This window comes from Pantoea sp. DY-5, from assembly GCF_019795955.1.
In the GTDB taxonomy this organism is placed as follows: domain Bacteria; phylum Pseudomonadota; class Gammaproteobacteria; order Enterobacterales; family Enterobacteriaceae; genus Pantoea; species Pantoea leporis.
In genome coordinates this window covers 275,378-293,272 of sequence record NZ_JAIMIE010000004.1, presented here as the reverse complement: position 1 = coordinate 293,272, position 17,895 = coordinate 275,378, and the positions used below count along the sequence as shown (strand labels likewise).

Below are 17,895 nucleotides of genomic sequence, written 5' to 3'. Positions count from 1 at the left end.
AACGCGCTCCTTACACCGCAGCCAGCATGCGTTCTGGCTGTTTCAGCCACAGTTGCAGATCCGCCACGCTGCGCGTCACCAGCGCATGAAACGCCTTGTCCTGTGCCAGTTCGCCAAATAGCGCGCTATCGCTGAGGAAAGCGTTCAGTGCATCGGAGCGGCTAAACTGCTGGCGCAGCGCATCGGCTTGCAGCACGCCATCCTGATAGGTGTAAGGCAAATCATCACAGGCCCAGCGCTGCAGGAACAGGAAGAACAGTGCAGGCAGCACGGCAGTGGCCGCCGGTTCTGCGCCACGCTGGTAGCATTCGCGCAGTGTTGGCGTCACCATGCCGGGGATTTTCGACAAACCGTCCGCGCCAACACGTTGATTGGTGTCTTTAATGTAGGGATTGCTAAAACGCGCCAGTACCACATCGCGATAATCGGCTAAATCCAGCGGGCTCGGCGACAGCGATGGCATCACATCCTGGGTCACGTAGTCATAGGCCAGTTGGTAAATCGCCGGCTGACGCGTGCTGTCATCAATGTAATTGAGGCCAATCAGCGTGCCTGCCCAGGCAATCGCCGCATGCGTGGCGTTAAGGATGCGGATTTTCGCCTCTTCCCACGGCAATACCGATTCCACCAGCTCAACGCCAACCTTCTCCAGCGCCGGCCGACCGGCAATGAAGTCATCTTCAATCACCCATTGAATAAAGGATTCGGCCATCACCGATGCACCATCCTCTTTACCCGTAGCGGCTTTAACGCGCTCAGCCACATCCGGCGTTGGACGCGGCGTTATGCGATCCACCATGGTGTTGGGCGAGGTGGTATTTTCGCGCACCCAATTCGCTAAGGCGTTGTCACCTTTGGCGGTAAGAAACGCGAGGAAGCCGTGACGGAAACGTTCGCCGTTGTGGCGCAGGTTATCGCAGTTGAGCAGCGTAACGGGCGCGCCACCGTTGGCCACGCGCTGCGTGAGGATGCGTGCCAGCGCGCCATAAATCGTGCGGATGTCGCCTTTCACATCGGCCTGCACATCCGGCTGCGTCAGATCCAGTTCGAATTCCGGTGTCAAATAGTAACCGGCTTCGGTGACGGTAAAACCTATCACGCGGGTTTCACTTTTCGCTCCCTGCTCCACCAGCGCGCTGATGTTGCTATCCCACGGCAGGATTTTGCGTAGAGACGTGATGGTTTCATAGGCGCGTTCGCCATCGGGTGTAACGGTTTCCAGCACATATTCGCCCTCTTGCGCAGCGAGTTGCTTTAGCAATGGCGCGGCATCATTGCGGATATTGCCGAGGGCAATGCTCCAGCTGTCATCGCCCTGCTCGCGAAGTTTATGCAGATACCACGCCTGATGAGCGCGGTGAAAAGATCCTGCGCCGATATGCATCCACACTGATTGATTGGTCATAGTCGCCTCAAAATAAACATTTGCCACGATTAAGGGCATTTGCCCGATGAGGCGTAGCATAGTGCGAGCGAGCAGCCTTGTTCTGCGAGCTCAATCACAATTAATACTTTTGCTCTTTTTTAGGGCTTTTGCTCAGTTAACACTTCATCGGCATCTCGCGTTAACATGGCGCACCGGTTTTGACGGAACAGCGCGATGAGCAGAGAAGAGAAAAAACAAGAACTGGCAGCACGTGCGGCCTGGATGTATTACGTGGCGGGCGTGACACAACAGGAAATTGCACGCGCGTTAGGATTGTCACGTCAGGTGGCGCAGCGTTTGGTCTCCAGCGCGCGTGAAATGGGCATGGTGAGCGTAAAGATTGATCATCCGGTTACCCATTGTTTGCATCTGGCGCGCGACGTTCAGGAGAAATTTGGCCTGCAACTGTGCCGTGTGGTGCCATCCGCTAATCTGGATGATGACGCTATTCAGCAGATGCTGGCAGTGGAAGGCGCGGCGGTGATGGCGCAATACATCAGCGAGGAGCAGCCGCAGGTATTTGGCATTGGTTCCGGTAAGACGCTGCGCTCGATGATTGATGCGCTGCCCTGGGTTGAGCGACCGCAGCATCAGTGCGTTTCGATGATTGGCGCGATAGCGCGGGACGACTCGGGTACGCGCTACGACGTGCCGCTGAAGATGGCGGAGAAGATGCAGGGCAAGTATTTCTTCATTCCTGCGCCGCTGTATGCGGATACGCCTGAAGATAAAGAGATGTGGATTCAGCATCAGGTTTATCAGCGCGTGACGTTACGCGCCTTGCAGGCGAATGTGGCTTTCGTCGGCATTGGTGAAGTGCAGCCCGGCTGCCCGCTGCATGCCGAAGGCTTTATCACCGATGCGCAAGTGGCTGCGCTCAACGCGCGCGGCGTGGTGGGCGAAATGCTCGGGCACTTTTTTAACCAGCAGGGTGAACGTGTGTGGGGTGAAACCGATGAACTGCTCACCAGCGTGTTGCTGGAGAGCCAGACGCAACGACAAATTATTGGCTTTGCCGGCAGCGAGCGAAAATATCCGGCGATCCGCGCGGCGCTGCAGGGCGGCTGGGTGTCAGGTCTGGTGACCGATGAGGATACCGCGCTGAAATTGTTGCGGGGGTAGAGGGTGCCCGCTGTCCCCCATCCCGGCCTTCCCCCGCCAGAGGGGGAAGGAGACGCTGCCAAATGCCACTTCAACACCCACATATAGCAGCATCTTCCTCCCCCAATTTTGGGGGAGGACCGAGGAGGGGGACAGCGAGCACTGGCCAGGATGGGGGACAGCGGGCACAAAACTACTTCAACGATCCCTTCAAAAACTGCTGCAAACGTGGGCTTTTTGGATTGCCGAACAGCTCATCCGGCGTGCCCTGCTCTTCAATTTTGCCTTGATGCAGGAAGATCACATGATTAGAGACGTGACGAGCAAACTCCATCTCATGCGTCACCACCACCATGGTTTTACCCTCTTCCGCCAGTTTCTGCATGATACGCAGCACTTCGCCGACCAGTTCCGGATCGAGCGCAGAAGTGGGTTCGTCAAACAGTAACACTTCGGGCTCCATCGCCAACGCCCGCGCAATCGACACGCGCTGCTGCTGACCACCGGAAAGGTGCACCGGATATTTGGCACGCGCACGCGCATCAATGCCGACTTTATCCAGATACTTGATTGCACGCTCACGCGCTTCCGCCTTGCTCAGCCCCAGCACCTGAATCGGCGCTTCGGTAACGTTGTCCAGCACCGTCATGTGGCTCCACAGGTTGAAGTGCTGAAACACCATGGTCAGGCGCGTGCGCAGCATACGCAGCTGCTCTTTGTTCGCGACTTTCAGTTGACCATCGGTGTCGCGCACCAGATTGATCTGCTGGTTGTTGACCGCAATGGTGCCTTCGCTCGGTTTCTCGAGGAAGTTAATGCAGCGCAAGAAGGTACTTTTCCCGGAACCGGACGAGCCAATAATGCTGATCACATCGCCGGCATTCGCCTGCAGCGATACGCCTTTCAGAACTTCATGTTCACCGTAACGTTTGTGCAGTTCGGTAACGCTTAATTTATTGTCAGCCATAGTGATACTCAATGCGATGAAGAAGGTTTTACGTGCGCCAGGAAGCGTTGTTCAGCTTTGCGGAACAAGCTAATCAGCCCGTAAGAGATTATCAGATACAGCACCGCAGCGATGCCAAACGCGGTAAACGGCTGATAGGTGGCCGAGTTGATATCGCGCGCGATTTTTAACAGATCCGGCACCGTCGCGGTAAACGCCAGCGCGGTGGAGTGCAGCATCAGGATCACTTCATTGCTGTACGCCGGCAGCGCGGTGCGCAGTGCTGAAGGCAGAATGATGCAGCGATACAATTTAAACGGTGAGAAGCCATAGGCGCGCGCCGCTTCGATTTCACCGTGCGGCACCGAACGAATCGCACCGGCAAAGATTTCGGTGGTATAGGCGCAGGTGTTCAGCGTGAACGCCAGCAGCGTACAGTTCAATCCACTGCGGAAGAAGGCGTTCAGCAACTCGGTGCCCTTCACCACTTCCAGCGTGTACATGCCGGAGTAGAACACCAGCAGCTGCACATACAGCGGCGTGCCGCGAAACACATAGGTGAACAGCCAAACCGGCGTGGAGATAAAGCGGTTAGAGGAGACGCGCGCAATCGCCAACAGCACCGCGAGCGAACCGCCAATCACCACCGAGATGATCAATAACCACAGCGTAATCGCGATGCCGGTAAAACGGTAACCATCGGTCCAGAGCAGCTGTTTCCAATACTCCTGAATAATCTCAATCATAGCTCTGCCCTTTTCACACCCACCGTGTAGCGACGTTCAAGCCACCACAGCACGCCATTCGACAGCGTGGTAAACACCAGATAAATCACACCCGCCACAATCGCGAAGTAGAACGGCTGCCAGGTACTTTTACCTGCCAGCTGCGTAGCTTTCACCACATCTTCCAGCCCCAGCAGCGAAACCAGCGCCGTGGCTTTGAGAATAACCTGCCAGTTGTTGCCGATGCCCGGCAGCGCAAAGCGCATCATGGCCGGGAACAGAATGCGACGGAAGGTTTGCGAGCCGGTGAAACCGAAGGCGGTTGCCGCTTCGATCTGCCCTTTGGGCACCGCGAGGAACGCACCACGGAAGGTTTCAGTGAAGTAAGCACCGTAGATAAAGCCGAGCGTGATGATACCGGCGACCATCGGGTCGATATCAAATTGCGCCAGTCCCAGCGCATCAGTGAGGGTATTCAAGGCGATCTGCAGACCGTAGAAGATCAGCAGCATCAACACCAAATCGGGCACACCGCGGATTAAGGTGGTGTAGCCTTCAAACAGCATCGCCAGCGGGCGACTGCGGGAAAGTTTGGCGCCAGCGCCAATCAAGCCGAGCACCACCGCCAGCAACACGGAACTGAGCGCCAGCTCCAGCGTCACAAGGGTGCCCTTGAGGATTACTTCGGAATAGCCATACAACATGGGTTCAATCCTGTCGTGAGGGTAAGTTACAAACGCTGCCCAACTGACGGACAGTCCTAACCAGGGAATTTGAATCGCAGGATGGATGGCGGCAAGCGTATGAAGCCGGGCAGTTTACATAGGTAAGCGCCCGGAGTGAATACTTATGTGCAACCTTCCTGCCTTTCACAGACCAGGATTAGGAAACAGGATAATTAATCGCCGTACACGTTGAAATCAAAGTACTTCTTAGCAATCTTGTCGTAAGTGCCGTCTTTACGCATCTCAACAAAAGCTTTATCGATCGCGGCCTTCAGATCGGCGTCATCTTTACGCAAGCCCATACCGGTACCGACGCCAAAGATCTTGTCGTCTTTCACTGCCGGGCCGGCAAACGCATATTTAGCGCCAACAGGCTGCTTCAGGAAACCTTCGCTCGCCTGCACTTCGTCCTGGAACGCAGCATCAATACGACCGGCATTCAGATCCTGATACACCAGATCCTGGTTAGCGTAAGGCGTAACGGTGACACCTTTTGGCTGCCAGTACTCTTTTGCATAGGTTTCCTGAGTGGTGCCCTGCAGCAGACCGATGTTTTTCCCTTTCAGGGATTCAATGGTCGGTTGCAGCGTAGAACCTTTCGGTGCCACTAAGCGCGCGTTCGCCGCATACAGTTTTTCAGAGAAGTTGATCTCTTCCTGACGCTTTTCGGTAATTGACAGAGAAGAGATGATGGCGTCGATCTTTTTCGCTTTCAGCGACGGGATCAGCGCATCGAAATCACTTTCCACATAAGTACATTTAGTCTTGATACGTTTACAAATTTCGTTCGCCAGATCGATATCAAAGCCCACCAGCTGACCTTGCGCGTTCTTGGATTCGAATGGCGGATAAGTCGGGTCAGTTCCGATACGCAGCGACTGCGGCACAGCGGCGAAGACGCTCGCGCTACTTACCATTGTCAGCATCAGAGAAAGAGCCAGAACTCGCTTTTTCATAGGTAACCCTCAAGTGAAGTGCTTATTGTTATGTGGTGCGTGATGTGTTGGTTTGCGCTGTAATATGTGCACGTTTCATGCCAGTTGTGCGAATTGGTTAAACGCTGCGCAAGCGCGCTAAATACTGCGCCGGTTAGCGGCGCAAGCACTTAGTTTGTGAGGGAAATATAACAGTGGTGTGAGGAAGAAAAAGCGACATTGTTAACTTTTGGTGCACAAGATGCACGAAGAGTGATCGCACACGCGAATTTGCACACGAGCAGTGCATTAATGCACCATTATGCGCCACTCCAGCGAGTGAAAAGATCTTCCGGCAGCTCAATATCAAACTGATCGAGCACGCGATTCACCGTTTGATCGACTAAATCGCCGATCGATTGCGGACGATGATAGAACGCCGGCACCGGCGGCATGATCAGCGCACCCAACTCTGCCGCGGTGGTCATCATGCGCAGATGTCCCAAATGCAGCGGCGTTTCACGCACGCACAGCACCAGCTTACGCTGCTCTTTCAACACCACATCTGCGGCGCGAGTTAGCAGGCTATCGCTGTAGCTGTGCACGATCCCTGACAGCGTTTTCATCGAGCACGGCGCGATCGCCATGCCGAGCGTTTTGTAGGATCCGGATGAGATGCTGGCGGCGATGTCGCGCACGTCATGCACCACATCGGCCATCGCTTGCACCTCGCGCAGGCTGAAATCGGTCTCCAGCGCCAGCGTTTGCCGCGCGGCGGGGCTGATCACCAAATGGGTTTCCACCTCCGCCAGCGGTTGCAGCACTTGCAACATGCGCACGCCGTAGATCGCGCCGCTGGCGCCGGAAATACCAATGATCAGTCGTTTCATAATTCAGCCTTGCAGGTTCAGATTGCGGCAATGATAGCGGCTCGCTGAACAAAAATACAAAAACAAACAGGGCGGGATTGCGCCCGCCCTGCTTTTAATCTGCCACAACCGCTGGCTTAGCCTTCGTTGTGCAGCTCCAGACCTTCTACTTCTGTCTGTCGCGCAATGGCTTTGGAATCATCATTACGCAGCGACTGCAGATACTCAAGATACTGTTGATCGACATCTTTGGTGACGTAGATGCCGTTAAACACCGAGCACTCAAAGTTGGCGATATCCGGGTTCTCTTCACGCACAGCTTCAATCAGGTCGTTGAGATCCTGGAAAATCAACGCATCCGCTTTAATCAGCTGGCAGATCTCGTTAACTTCACGGCCATGCGCAATCAGTTCGGTAGCGCTCGGCATATCAATGCCATAAACGTTCGGGAAACGGATTTCCGGTGCCGCCGAGGCGAGATACACTTTTTTCGCGCCCGCTTCACGTGCCATCTCAATGATCTGCTCGGACGTGGTGCCGCGTACGATGGAGTCATCCACCAGCAACACATTCTTATCACGGAACTCAGCACGGTTGGCGTTCAGCTTACGGCGAACGGCGCTGCGGCGCTGCTGCTGGCCCGGCATGATAAAGGTACGGCCAACGTAGCGGTTCTTTACGAAACCCTGACGATATGGCTTGTCGAGGATGCGTGCGATCTCCAGCGCGATATCGGTTGAGGTTTCCGGAATCGGAATCACCACATCGATATCCAGATCTTCCCACTCGCGGGCAATTTTGTTACCCAACTTGGTGCCCATACGCACGCGTGCGCTGTACACCGAGATTTTGTCGAGGAACGAGTCCGGACGCGCGAAGTAAACGTATTCGAACAGGCACGGATTGGTTTTCGGGTTCTCAGCGCATTGACGCGTAGAGAGCTGGCCCTGCTCGGTGATGTACACCGCTTCGCCAGGCGCTACGTCACGAATGAACTCGAAGCCCAGCGTATCCAGCGCGACGCTCTCTGACGCCACCATGTATTCGGTGCGGCCATCGGCGATAACGCGCTTGCCCAGCACCAGCGGACGAATACCGTTGGGATCGCGGAAGGCGACCATTCCATGTCCGATAATCATTGAAACCACTGCGTAAGCGCCGCGCACCTGCTGATGCACAGCCGCCACCGCAGCAAAAATGTTGTCAGCTTCCAGCGGATAGTGCTGAAAACGGTCCAGCTCCTGCGCGAAGATATTCAGCAGGATTTCGGAATCTGAGGTGGTATTAACGTGACGGCGACCCGTTTCGAACAGCTGTTTACGCAGTTCGTGGGCGTTAGTCAGGTTGCCGTTATGCGCCAACGTGATGCCGTAAGGAGAGTTCACGTAGAAAGGTTGCGCTTCAGAGGCGCTGGAGCTGCCTGCCGTTGGGTAGCGCACATGACCAATCCCGATGTTACCCTGCAGACGCTGCATATGGCGCGCTTCGAACACATCGCTGACCAGGCCGTTGGCTTTACGCAAACGGAAGCAGTTAATAGCATCGATGGTACAAATGCCGGCGGCATCCTGCCCGCGGTGCTGAAGCACCGTTAACGCGTCATAGATTGACTGGTTTACTGGCATGAAACCGGTGATACCAACAATACCGCACATATTGTCATTTCCTCATTAGCCGCACTCCCGATGGAGTCACCGGGGTAAAAAACTCGACGTGCTTTTCAGGTAATCGAAAAACCACCTGATGATGTAACTGAACTGGGGAATGAGTTGCGACTGTTGCCAGTCCGGGCTTTTAGAAAAGCCGGTGAATGTATCGAGAAAGAACAGCATAGCAGACACGATCAGCACACCGCGCAACGCCCCGAAACAGACACCCAACACCCTGTCGGTTCCCGACAAGCCGGTTTTTTCAACCAGCGAGCCGATCACATAGTTCACGATGGCACCCACAATCAGGGTGGCAACAAACAACACCGCGATAGCGATGCCGTTGCGAACCAGTTCGTCGTCAAAACCTGTAAACCAGACTGCAAGGTAGGCGTAATAATGACTGGCGACAAAAAACGCGCATCCCCAGGTAACGAGAGATAAGGCTTCCCGGACAAACCCGCGAATCAGGCTGACCAGAGCCGAAAAACCAACTACCGCAATAATGACGTAATCAATCCAGATCATGAACTCTTCCAGCCCAGTGCTATCGCACCCCTGCATCCAGTTCGGGGCGCATTCTAACAGAAAAAGAAAACGTTTGCGTAGGGTTTTCCGGTTCTGTTTCCGCAAAAAGGGCGATGAAAAAAACTTTCCTCGCCCTGTGTATTATCAGTGATTTAATCCACTGATATTCAATGATTTTCCTGTCGCGCTTCGCTACAAAAATTTTGTAAAGCCGCGCCTTTTTCTGCTATTGGCGCGGCTTATCAGCGCGTTATCGCGCGCTATACGGTTTCACCACGCCACCGAGGCCGGAGATGCTTTGCAACTCACTCAGCGAGCCTTGCAGCTTCGCTTTATTGGCATCCGGACCGACGTAAATGCGGGTGATTTGTCCCTGCACCGGCGTAGACGGCACGGTAAAGGCGCGATAACCGGAAAGACGCAGCTGCGCCACAATCTCGCTCACTTTCGCCGCATTCTTCAGCGCTCCGAGCTGCACCACAAATGCCTGACCAGCTGGCGCTGCGGGTTCGCTCTGCTTCGGCGTTTCCACCGGTTTCAACTGCTCTACCGGTTTCGGCTGCTCGACGGGCTTCGGCTTAGCTTGCTCCACCGGTTTTGGCTTCGGCTGTTCAGCCGGCTTCGGTTTCGGCTGCTCGACCGCTTTTGGCTTCGACTGTTCCACCGGTTTCGGCTGCACTTGCTGATGCACCGGCGGCGGCGTGACCACGCTGGGCTCGCTATTCTGCGTGGGCTGCGCGCTGCCGTTAGTGGCGGTTTTACCACCGTTCTGATTCTGGGCCGCGCCCGCCCCTTCCGGCGGCTGCGCCGGTAAAGGTTGCGTCACCGGCGGCACCATTTCGCTATCCTGCTGATCGTCCGGTTTTGGCACCAGCGGAATGGCGGCGAACTCTTCTTTATAATGTTTCTTCTTACCGTCCAGTAGGCCGGGCAAGACGATGACACCAATCGCCACCAGAATGACCGTACCGACTAAGCGATTTTGGAACTTACTTGCCACTGCCGTTCTCCGCTGCCATCGATTCCATAACCTGCGCTACGGTGTGGAAAGAGCCACACACCAGAATCACATCTTCGGGACGCGCCTGCTGACGCGCCGCTTGCCAGGCTGCATCAACGTTGCTGTAAGCCACACCGCCGTCCAGATGAGCCAGCAGCTCATCGGCGGAGGCACCGCGCGGGCCGTCGAGCGGCGCGCAGTACCAACGATCAACCTGTGGTGCCAGCGCCGCCAGCGTGCCCGCGATATCTTTGTCGTGCAGCATGCCAACCACCGCATGCACTTCACCGCTGCGCGGCTCTTCAGCCAGACGCGAAGCCAGATAATAAGCGGCATGCGGATTGTGCGCCACATCGAGTATCACGCGCGGCGCTTCGCTGACGGTCTGGAAGCGCCCCGGCAAAATCGCCAGCGGCAGATGCTGACGAATGATCGCTTCGCTCACCGTTAAACCCGACGCACGCAGCGCGGTCAGCGCGGTGGCGGCATTGGGTAACGGCACCTGCGGCAGCGGTAAATCGCGCAGCTCGCCGTGCGCATCCTGCAACGTCCAGCTGGTACCCGTTTGCTGCCACTGCCAGTCGCGATTGCGCTGCAGCAACACCGCACCCTTCTCCGCTGCGACGTCGGCGATGGTGCCCGGCATATCGGCTTCACCGACAATTGCTGGTTTACCTGCGCGGAACACGCCGGCTTTTTCCCGACCGATACTTTCACGATCAGGACCCAGCCAATCGGTGTGATCGAGCGCGATGCTGGTGATCACTGCCACGTCGGCATCGACAATATTGGTGGCATCAAGACGTCCGCCCAGGCCGACTTCAAGGATCACCACGTCGAGATTCGCCGCGCGGAACAGATTGAAGGCCGACAAGGTGCCGAACTCAAAATAGGTCAGTGAAGTGTCACCGCGCCCGGCTTCAATCGCGGCAAAACTGGCGCTGTGCTGCGCTTCATCCAGTTCAGCGCCCTGCACACGTACACGTTCGGTGTAACGCACCAGATGTGGCGAGCTGTAAACGCCCACGCGATAGCCCGCGGCCATCAATAGCGTTTCCAGCGTGCGGCAGGTGGTGCCTTTGCCGTTGGTACCGGCGACGGTGAAGACAAAAGGAGCGGGTTTGAGCAGGTCGAGGCGTGCGGCGACGCGTTGAATACGATCCAGACCCAGTTCAATGGCCTGCGAATGCAGATGCTCAAGATAATGAAGCCACGTGGCCAAAGGCGACGTGGCTTGAGGAAGAGATTTGTCCATGTGTCCCGTTCAAAATCAATACATCGAGTAACTTAAGGTCGCGGACCACGTTGGATGCAACCTTAAGTATTCAATGTAGACGGTGCATTGGAGGAAGGAAACATTACTGCCTCATTCCGTTGCCTGTCAGGCTTCGTTGCTCTCCGGCTCAGCCACATTAGGCTGATCACCATCCAGCTGCGGCGCTGGCAGGTTCATCATTTTCGCCAGCAGGCTTGCCAGCTTAAAGCGCATTTCCGGACGACGGATGATCATGTCGATCGCGCCTTTCTCGATCAGGAACTCACTGCGCTGGAAGCCCGGCGGCAGTTTTTCACGCACGGTCTGCTCGATAACGCGTGGACCGGCAAAGCCGATCAGCGCTTTCGGTTCCGCCACGTTGAGATCGCCCAGCATCGCGAAGCTGGCTGAAACGCCGCCCATGGTTGGGTCAGTCAGCACGGAGATATACGGCAAGCCGCGCTCCTGCATTTTCGCCAGTGCCGCACTGGTTTTCGCCATCTGCATCAGCGACTGCAGCGCTTCCTGCATACGTGCACCGCCTGACGCGGAGAAGCAGATCAGTGGGCAGTTGTCTTCCAACGCCTGCTCAACGCCACGCACAAAGCGCGCGCCAACCACTGAACCCATTGAGCCGCCCATAAAGGAGAACTCAAAGGCCACAGCAACAATTGGCATGCCGTGCAGCGTGCCTTTCATCGCCACCAGCGCATCTTTCTCACCGGTGTCTTTCTGTGCGGCGACCAAACGGTCTTTATACTTCTTCGAGTCGCGGAACTTCAGTAGATCTTTCGGTTCCAGCTCGCTGCCCAGCTCAACCAGCGAACCTTCATCCAGCATGCTATGCAGACGCTCACGGGCGTGCATACGCATGTGATGGTCGCACTTCGGGCAGACCTCGAGGTTACGCTCCAGCTCGGCGCGGTACAGCACCTGCCCACAACTATCGCACTTGGTCCACACCCCTTCCGGGATGCTGGCTTTGCGCGTTGGCGTGGCAGTGCTTTTATTCAGTATGCGTTCAATCCAGCTCATTGATGACCTTTCTATTTAATGCTGACCTGGTCCAGTCTTCTCATTGCTGCTGAAATCACCTTCAGCAGGCCGTAAATGTCGCTCATTAAACCACAACCCGTTCACGCTGTGGATAAAAATCTGGTAACGAGCTTACTGCGACTTCTGCTGGCGGCGATGACGCCACACTTCAATTACGCCTGGCAGTATAGAAACCACGATGATGCCGACAATCAGCAGCTTCAGGTTCTCCTGCACAACCGGCAGGTCGCCAAACAGATAACCGGCGTAAGAGAACAGCAGCACCCACAGCAGTGCGCCCGTCACATTGTAGAGCGCGAAGTGGCGATAAGACATGTGTCCCATCCCCGCCACAAAGGGGGCAAAGGTTCGCACGATTGGTACAAAGCGCGCAAGTATAATGGTCTTGCCGCCGTGGCGATCGTAGAACGCGTGGGTTTTATCCAGGTAACTGCGACGGAAAATTTTCGAGTTCGGGTTGCTGAACAGCTTCTCACCGAACAGACGCCCAATCGTGTAGTTCACCGCATCACCGAGGATGGCGGCGATCACCAACAGCGTTACCATCAGGTGTACGTTGAGATCGTTCCCCGGCAAGGCCGCCAGCGCACCGGCAACAAACAGCAGGGAATCACCTGGCAGGAACGGCGTGACCACCAAACCGGTTTCACAGAACAGAATCAGGAACAGAATGGCGTAAATCCAGATGCCGTATTGCGCCACCAGCTCGGCCAAATGCACATCAATATGCAGAATAAAATCGACTAAAAAGTGGATGAAATCCATATAACCACAACTCCCCTAACACCCAACAATTAACGGTTAATCCGCGAGGAACAACGGTCCCAACGCAGGCTGAGGTAATGCAAAGTGGGATGGATAATCCACCGCTACCAGATAAAGCCCCTCGGCTTTGGCGGTCGCCGCCGCCAGCTTACGATCTTTGGCCGCGAGCAGCGTCGCCATCCACTCTTCCGGCTGGTTGCCGGTGCCGATTTCCATCAGGCTGCCGACAATGTTACGCACCATGTGATGCACAAATGCATTGGCTTTGATATCCACCACCACATACGGCCCATGACGCGTGACGTTGAGATGCATCACGTTGCGCCACGGCGTGCGTGACTGACACTGCACCGCGCGGAACGAAGTGAAGTCATTCTCGCCAATCAGCGCCTGACCAGCGCGCTGCATCTTCTCTGCATCCAGCGGATGGTAATAATGGGTAATGCCATTGCCCAGAATCGCCGGACGCAGCCGATGGTTGTAAATCACGTAGCGATAGCGGCGTGCCGTGGCGCTAAAACGCGCATGAAACTCGTCCGGCACCGCTTTCACCCAGCGCACCGCGATGTCATCGGGCAGATTGGCGTTCACGCCTAACGTCCAGGCCGCGTCAGCACGCGGCGAGGTGGTTTCGAAATGCACCACTTGTCCGGTGCCGTGCACGCCAGCATCAGTGCGGCCCGCGCAGAACACCACCACCGGATGATCGGCCACCTTCGACAGCGCCTTTTCCAGCTTTTCCTGCACGCTGCGCACTTCATTTTGCCGCTGCCAGCCGTAATAACGGCTGCCATCGTATTCAATACCCAACGCCAGCTTAAGCGTTTTCCCTTCAGGCAACATTAATAGAAATACTCCTGCACCAGTTTCTCAGCGGTTTTCACCGCCATCAGTGCACCGCCGAAACGGATGTTGTCTGCCACAGACCAGAACTGCAGCAGCTCTGGGATGCCGTAATCATTGCGCACGCAGCCAATGCTCAGCACGTCGCTGCCGGACGCATCGCCCACCTGCGTGGGGTAATCGCTCTCTTCAGTCAGGTTGATATCACCGGAGCGGCCCAGTTCATCGCGCGCTTCTTCTGCAGAGAGCGGACGCAGATTCTCCACGTGTACGATCTGCGCATTGCCGTAGAACACCGGCGCCTGCACGCTGCTTACCGCGATCGGCAAACCTTCGTCCTGCAGCACTTTACGTACCTGCTCAACCACGCGACGTTCGCTCTCGACGCTGCCATTGCTGTCCGCAAGCAGCGGCAAAATGTTGAACGCCAGCTGGCGGCCAAAATAGTGCGTTTCCGCCGGCACGCCGTTCAGCAAACGCGCACTTTCACCGGCCAGGCCATCAACCGCCGCTTTACCATGGCTGGAGGCCGCAATCAGGTTGGTAACCTGCAAACGGCTCAGACCAGCCAGATCCACCAGCGGTTTGATTGCGCACAGCAACTGGCTTACCAGGCTGTCGGCAACGGTAATGATGTTGCGATTGCGGTAATCCGCCAGCACCTGTGGATTCACATCCGGCACCACCAGCGGCACGTCCGATTCGAGCGCAAACAGATCGCTGCTATCGATCACCAGACACCCCTGGCTGGCGGCATCTTCGGCATAGCGCGCCGAGGCTTCACGACCCGCAGTGAAGAACGCCAGCTGCACTTGCGTCCAGTCAAATTCGGCCACGTCCTGCACCAGCACGGTACGTCCCTCAAAACGTTTGTTCTCACCGGCACCGTTTTCACTCGCCAGCAAATACAACTCACCAACCGGGAACTGGCGTTCAGCCAGCAGTTCCAGTACAGCGTTCCCTACTGCGCCTGTTGCGCCCAAAAGCGCGATATTCCAGCCGTCAGACATGTTGGTTACTCCAGAGATTGACACAAAAACAGAAGGCGATGAAAACATCGCCCGAGATTTAGGAATTATCCCCCGCAATAGTGCAGGTGATTGAAATTTCTTTACAAACTGGCGCGGAAGCCAAGCTGATTGAGCATCGCCGCCGTCTCCGCATCATCGCAATGCACCTGCAGCGATGACCACTCACGACGCTCTTGATATTGCTTGCGCAGGCGATCAAACTCACCTGGCTTTGCCGCCACTTTACGCAGTGGCGCATCGTCGCGGCGCACATCATACACCAGATGTACTAAGCGTTTTAGCGTTGGCTGATCGAGCTTGCCGCGCAGAGTGATAGAACCGAATTCAGGTGCCGGCAGCAGGCTTTCCAGCGCCACCTGCTGCGGCTGGCCGATAAAGTCGCACCAGGCTTCAAACACTTGCGTGGTGCCGCGCGCTTTACCTTCCAGCGTGTAGCCAGCGATATGGGCGGTGGCGATATCCACTTTATCCAGCAGATCGAGCGACAGATCCGGCTCCGGCTCCCACACATCCAATACCACGCTGAGATCGTGTCGCATCTTCAGCACTTCCAGCAGCGCCGCGTTATCCACCACCGCACCGCGGCAGGCGTTGATCAGAATGGTATTGGGTTTGAGCGCCATCAGCAGCGCCGCATCGGCCAGATGCCAGCTTTTATATGGGCCATCTTTAAACAGCGGCGTGTGGAAGGTAAGGATATCGGCCTGCGCCACCAGATCATCCAGCGAATGGAAGGTTTCCTGATCGCCACGATCGGCGCGCGGTGGATCGCACAGCAGCGTTTTCACGCCCCAGGCTTGCAGACGCTTCTGCAGGCGGCCGCCAACATTCCCCACGCCAACAATGCCCACGGTGCGATCGCGCAATTCAAAACCATCGCGCTCCGCCAGCAGCAGCAGCGAGGAGAACACATACTCCACCACCGCAATCGCATTACAGCCTGGCGCCGCAGAGAAGCTGATGCCCGCCGCCGCCAGCGATGCATCATCAATATGATCGGTGCCGGCGGTCGCGGTGCCGACAAACTTCACCGGCGTACCGGCCAGCAGCGCCGCATTCACTTTGGTGACGGAACGCACCATCAGGCCATCGGCATCTTGCAACTCGGCTTCCGGCAATGGACGTCCCGGCACCGCCACAACATCGCCGGTGCGGCTGAAAAGTTCACGGGCATAAGGCATATTTTCATCGACGAGAATTTTCACTGCGGCGGTCCTGTCTGCAAAAATTTGAGGCGCGTATTTTGCCATAAAGCCGGGGATTAACCTAACCGACTACGATAGCGATCGGGCGTGGTACCGGCCTGCTGCTGGAACATCACTATCAGCGCCGACGCAGAGCTGTAACCCAACTCGTGAGCGATGCCCTGCACGCTGCAGCCCTGCTCCAGCAGCGCGATAGCGCGCAGAAAGCGTAAACGCTGCCGCCACTCGCTGAATGACATATTCAACTGCTGCTGACAGCGTCGCGCTAGCGTACGCTCGGTGGTGAACACGCGCTTCGCCCATTGTGCCAGCGTGGTGTTATCGCCGGGATGCGCTTCAAGCGCGCGCAGAATCGGCGCGAGGAATTTGTCATCCGACATCGGCAAATAGCTGTTATGTACCGGTGCCAGACGTAGGCGATCGATCAACACTTCACACATGCGCCAGTCAGCTTGCGTCTGCGGCTGCTCCAGTTCACGGCGGGCAAAATCATTCATGATGGCGTGGCCAATGGCATCAACATGCAATAAACAGGCTTTATCCGGCAGGCCCGCGCAGAGATCGGCGGCGAGATTAAAGGTGCGAAAACGCGCTTCGTTGTGGTTGTAGCTGCTGTGACGATGGCCGGCCGGAATCCAGATCGGGATATCTGCGGGCGTCAGCAGACGTTCGCCCTCCACTTCCATCTCCAGCACGTGGCTGGTGACGAAAATCACCTGACCCCAATCATGCACGTGGGTGAGGTATTCGGTTTTGGCGTTGACCTCGTCATAACGCATGAAGAAGCGCAGCAAAGGCGCATCAATCGGCGGCTGGTATTCGACTTGTAGATTCATTCTGTCCGGTCACTAACAAATATTGTCCGATTTTAACTATCTACTTTAAACCGGTCAAACGTAAACTATTCGCGATTATCTGAGGAGCTGTATCATGAATTTACTGTTTCCGCTGATCGCGGTATTGATCTGGTCGATCAACACTATCGTCAGCAAACTCTCGGCGGGAAGTATCGATCCTGCGGCGATCTCCTTCTATCGCTGGCTGCTGGCGCTGGTGGTGCTGGCACCGTTTTGCCTGCCGGGCGTGTGGCGTCATCGTCACACCATTAAAGCCAACGGCTGGCGATTGCTGATCCTCGGCCTGCTCGGCATGGTGCTGTATCAAAGTCTCGCCTATTACGCGGCGCACAGCGTTTCTGCGGTGATGATGGGGATTCTCGGCGCGACCATTCCGCTGCTGACCATTCTGCTCAGCCTGTTTGTGCTGCGCCTCGCGCCGACGCGCGGCATCCTGATTGGCGGCGTGCTGTCGTTCGCCGGTTTGGTATGGCTGGTGAGCGAAGGCAATCCGGCGCAGCTGCTGAATCAACGGCTCGGCAATGGCGAATTGATGATGCTGGCAGCATCGACCTCGTACGCCTTGTACGGCGTGCTGACCAAGCGCTGGGCGATTCCGCTGCCGACCTGGCAAAGCCTGTATGTGCAGATTTTCTTTGGCGTGCTGCTGTTGCTGCCTGGCTTCCTGCGCGCGCCGGATGTCACGCTCAACGGGCACAATCTGCCGCTGGTGCTGTATGCCGGGCTGTTTGCGTCGATCATCGCGCCGTTCCTGTGGATCCTTGGCGTACAGCGTCTGGGCGCCAGCACCACCAGCATTTTTATGAACTTCGTGCCGGCATTTACGGCCATTATTGCCGTAATGTTCCTGCATGAGCAGCTGCATGGCTATCACTGGATTGGCGGCGGCATGACGTTAGTCGGCGTTATTCTGGCGCAACGGCTGAAAACCCCGCTGCGTAAGCCGCGCAGCGCGAACCTTCCCGATCCCGCCGCCTGATTTTATTATCCGGAAAGGCCG

The 17,895-nt window shown here is 56.3% G+C and carries 18 protein-coding genes; 2 read left to right on the top strand and 16 right to left on the bottom strand.

Annotation, left to right across the window (positions count from 1 at the left end; genetic code table 11):
* Positions 1-10: 10 nt before the first annotated feature.
* Positions 11-1,405 (bottom strand): D-arabinitol 4-dehydrogenase, encoded by a 1,395-nt coding sequence (dalD, locus tag K5Y30_RS15065; RefSeq protein WP_222211972.1) that lies wholly within the window; start codon positions 1,403-1,405, stop codon positions 11-13.
* A 195-nt stretch (positions 1,406-1,600) separates the two neighbouring features.
* Here dalD and K5Y30_RS15060 point away from each other — a divergent pair, with 195 nt between their 5' ends.
* Positions 1,601-2,548 (top strand): sugar-binding transcriptional regulator, encoded by a 948-nt coding sequence (locus K5Y30_RS15060; RefSeq protein WP_192233261.1) that lies wholly within the window; start codon positions 1,601-1,603, stop codon positions 2,546-2,548.
* Positions 2,549-2,720: 172 nt separating this feature from the next.
* Here the strand turns inward: K5Y30_RS15060 and hisP are convergent, their stop codons facing one another.
* The 15 genes from hisP to K5Y30_RS14985 all read right to left on the bottom strand — a co-directional run bounded on the left by hisP (position 2,721) and on the right by K5Y30_RS14985 (position 16,874).
* Entirely contained in the window at positions 2,721-3,494 is a 774-nt protein-coding gene (hisP, locus tag K5Y30_RS15055; protein ID WP_101763641.1) for a histidine ABC transporter ATP-binding protein HisP, read from the bottom strand.
* Positions 3,495-3,502: 8 nt separating this feature from the next.
* A complete protein-coding gene (locus tag K5Y30_RS15050; RefSeq protein WP_008105190.1) occupies positions 3,503-4,219 on the bottom strand; it encodes an ABC transporter permease in 717 nt (238 codons plus the stop codon).
* Positions 4,216-4,902 carry a histidine ABC transporter permease HisQ gene (locus K5Y30_RS15045; protein WP_008105192.1) on the bottom strand — a complete coding sequence of 229 codons (687 nt, stop codon included), beginning with the start codon at positions 4,900-4,902 and terminating at the stop codon, positions 4,216-4,218. Before K5Y30_RS15045 ends, K5Y30_RS15050 begins: the two co-directional genes overlap by 4 nt.
* A gap of 194 nt (positions 4,903-5,096) precedes the next feature.
* Entirely contained in the window at positions 5,097-5,879 is a 783-nt protein-coding gene (gene argT, locus K5Y30_RS15040; protein ID WP_101763640.1) for a lysine/arginine/ornithine ABC transporter substrate-binding protein ArgT, read from the bottom strand.
* A gap of 278 nt (positions 5,880-6,157) precedes the next feature.
* Positions 6,158-6,727: a UbiX family flavin prenyltransferase gene (locus tag K5Y30_RS15035; RefSeq protein WP_061717852.1), complete on the bottom strand. Its 570-nt coding sequence runs from the start codon at positions 6,725-6,727 to the stop codon at positions 6,158-6,160.
* A 116-nt stretch (positions 6,728-6,843) separates the two neighbouring features.
* Positions 6,844-8,361, bottom strand: a complete 1,518-nt coding sequence (gene purF / locus K5Y30_RS15030) for an amidophosphoribosyltransferase (protein ID WP_101763639.1) — start codon at positions 8,359-8,361, stop codon at positions 6,844-6,846.
* Between the two features lie 36 nt (positions 8,362-8,397).
* Positions 8,398-8,883, bottom strand: coding sequence for a colicin V production protein (cvpA, locus tag K5Y30_RS15025; protein ID WP_064739347.1), 486 nt, complete (start codon positions 8,881-8,883; stop codon positions 8,398-8,400).
* A gap of 250 nt (positions 8,884-9,133) precedes the next feature.
* Entirely contained in the window at positions 9,134-9,883 is a 750-nt protein-coding gene (gene dedD, locus K5Y30_RS15020; RefSeq protein WP_222184623.1) for a cell division protein DedD, read from the bottom strand.
* The gene (gene folC, locus K5Y30_RS15015; protein ID WP_222184621.1) at positions 9,873-11,138 is read right to left on the bottom strand and encodes a bifunctional tetrahydrofolate synthase/dihydrofolate synthase; all 1,266 of its coding nucleotides are present in this window, start codon (positions 11,136-11,138) and stop codon (positions 9,873-9,875) included. The genes dedD and folC overlap by 11 nt, the downstream gene beginning before the upstream one ends.
* Positions 11,139-11,264: 126 nt before the next feature.
* Positions 11,265-12,173 carry an acetyl-CoA carboxylase, carboxyltransferase subunit beta gene (accD, locus tag K5Y30_RS15010; RefSeq protein WP_008105205.1) on the bottom strand — a complete coding sequence of 303 codons (909 nt, stop codon included), beginning with the start codon at positions 12,171-12,173 and terminating at the stop codon, positions 11,265-11,267.
* 132 nt (positions 12,174-12,305) lie between these two features.
* Positions 12,306-12,959, bottom strand: coding sequence for a DedA family protein (locus K5Y30_RS15005; RefSeq protein WP_101763636.1), 654 nt, complete (start codon positions 12,957-12,959; stop codon positions 12,306-12,308).
* Positions 12,960-12,995: 36 nt separating this feature from the next.
* A complete protein-coding gene (gene truA, locus K5Y30_RS15000; RefSeq protein ID WP_101763635.1) occupies positions 12,996-13,802 on the bottom strand; it encodes a tRNA pseudouridine(38-40) synthase TruA in 807 nt (268 codons plus the stop codon).
* Complete coding sequence (locus K5Y30_RS14995; RefSeq protein WP_222211970.1) at positions 13,802-14,812, bottom strand: aspartate-semialdehyde dehydrogenase; 1,011 nt, start codon at positions 14,810-14,812, stop codon at positions 13,802-13,804. Before K5Y30_RS14995 ends, truA begins: the two co-directional genes overlap by 1 nt.
* Positions 14,813-14,913: 101 nt before the next feature.
* On the bottom strand, positions 14,914-16,038 hold the full coding sequence (pdxB, locus tag K5Y30_RS14990) for a 4-phosphoerythronate dehydrogenase PdxB (RefSeq protein WP_222211968.1): 1,125 nt from the start codon (positions 16,036-16,038) through the stop codon (positions 14,914-14,916).
* Positions 16,039-16,094: 56 nt separating this feature from the next.
* Positions 16,095-16,874, bottom strand: a complete 780-nt coding sequence (locus K5Y30_RS14985; protein WP_192233259.1) for a helix-turn-helix domain-containing protein — start codon at positions 16,872-16,874, stop codon at positions 16,095-16,097.
* Between the two features lie 94 nt (positions 16,875-16,968).
* Between K5Y30_RS14985 and K5Y30_RS14980 the strand changes: the two genes are divergently transcribed.
* Positions 16,969-17,874 carry a DMT family transporter gene (locus K5Y30_RS14980; protein ID WP_222211966.1) on the top strand — a complete coding sequence of 302 codons (906 nt, stop codon included), beginning with the start codon at positions 16,969-16,971 and terminating at the stop codon, positions 17,872-17,874.
* The last annotated feature ends 21 nt before the right edge of the window (positions 17,875-17,895 follow it).

Bases quoted from the DNA above. Each gene is read 5' to 3' on its own strand.
- dalD (WP_222211972.1), bottom strand. From the start codon at position 1,405: ATGACCAATCAATCAGTGTGGATGCATATCGGCGCAGGATCTTTTCAC.
- K5Y30_RS15060 (WP_192233261.1), top strand. From the start codon at position 1,601: ATGAGCAGAGAAGAGAAAAAACAAGAACTGGCAGCACGTGCGGCCTGG.
- hisP (WP_101763641.1), bottom strand. From the start codon at position 3,494: ATGGCTGACAATAAATTAAGCGTTACCGAACTGCACAAACGTTACGGT.
- K5Y30_RS15050 (WP_008105190.1), bottom strand. From the start codon at position 4,219: ATGATTGAGATTATTCAGGAGTATTGGAAACAGCTGCTCTGGACCGAT.
- K5Y30_RS15045 (WP_008105192.1), bottom strand. From the start codon at position 4,902: ATGTTGTATGGCTATTCCGAAGTAATCCTCAAGGGCACCCTTGTGACG.
- argT (WP_101763640.1), bottom strand. From the start codon at position 5,879: ATGAAAAAGCGAGTTCTGGCTCTTTCTCTGATGCTGACAATGGTAAGT.
- K5Y30_RS15035 (WP_061717852.1), bottom strand. From the start codon at position 6,727: ATGAAACGACTGATCATTGGTATTTCCGGCGCCAGCGGCGCGATCTAC.
- purF (WP_101763639.1), bottom strand. From the start codon at position 8,361: ATGTGCGGTATTGTTGGTATCACCGGTTTCATGCCAGTAAACCAGTCA.
- cvpA (WP_064739347.1), bottom strand. From the start codon at position 8,883: ATGATCTGGATTGATTACGTCATTATTGCGGTAGTTGGTTTTTCGGCT.
- folC (WP_222184621.1), bottom strand. From the start codon at position 11,138: ATGGACAAATCTCTTCCTCAAGCCACGTCGCCTTTGGCCACGTGGCTT.
- accD (WP_008105205.1), bottom strand. From the start codon at position 12,173: ATGAGCTGGATTGAACGCATACTGAATAAAAGCACTGCCACGCCAACG.
- K5Y30_RS15005 (WP_101763636.1), bottom strand. From the start codon at position 12,959: ATGGATTTCATCCACTTTTTAGTCGATTTTATTCTGCATATTGATGTG.
- truA (WP_101763635.1), bottom strand. From the start codon at position 13,802: ATGTTGCCTGAAGGGAAAACGCTTAAGCTGGCGTTGGGTATTGAATAC.
- K5Y30_RS14995 (WP_222211970.1), bottom strand. From the start codon at position 14,812: ATGTCTGACGGCTGGAATATCGCGCTTTTGGGCGCAACAGGCGCAGTA.
- K5Y30_RS14985 (WP_192233259.1), bottom strand. From the start codon at position 16,874: ATGAATCTACAAGTCGAATACCAGCCGCCGATTGATGCGCCTTTGCTG.
- K5Y30_RS14980 (WP_222211966.1), top strand. From the start codon at position 16,969: ATGAATTTACTGTTTCCGCTGATCGCGGTATTGATCTGGTCGATCAAC.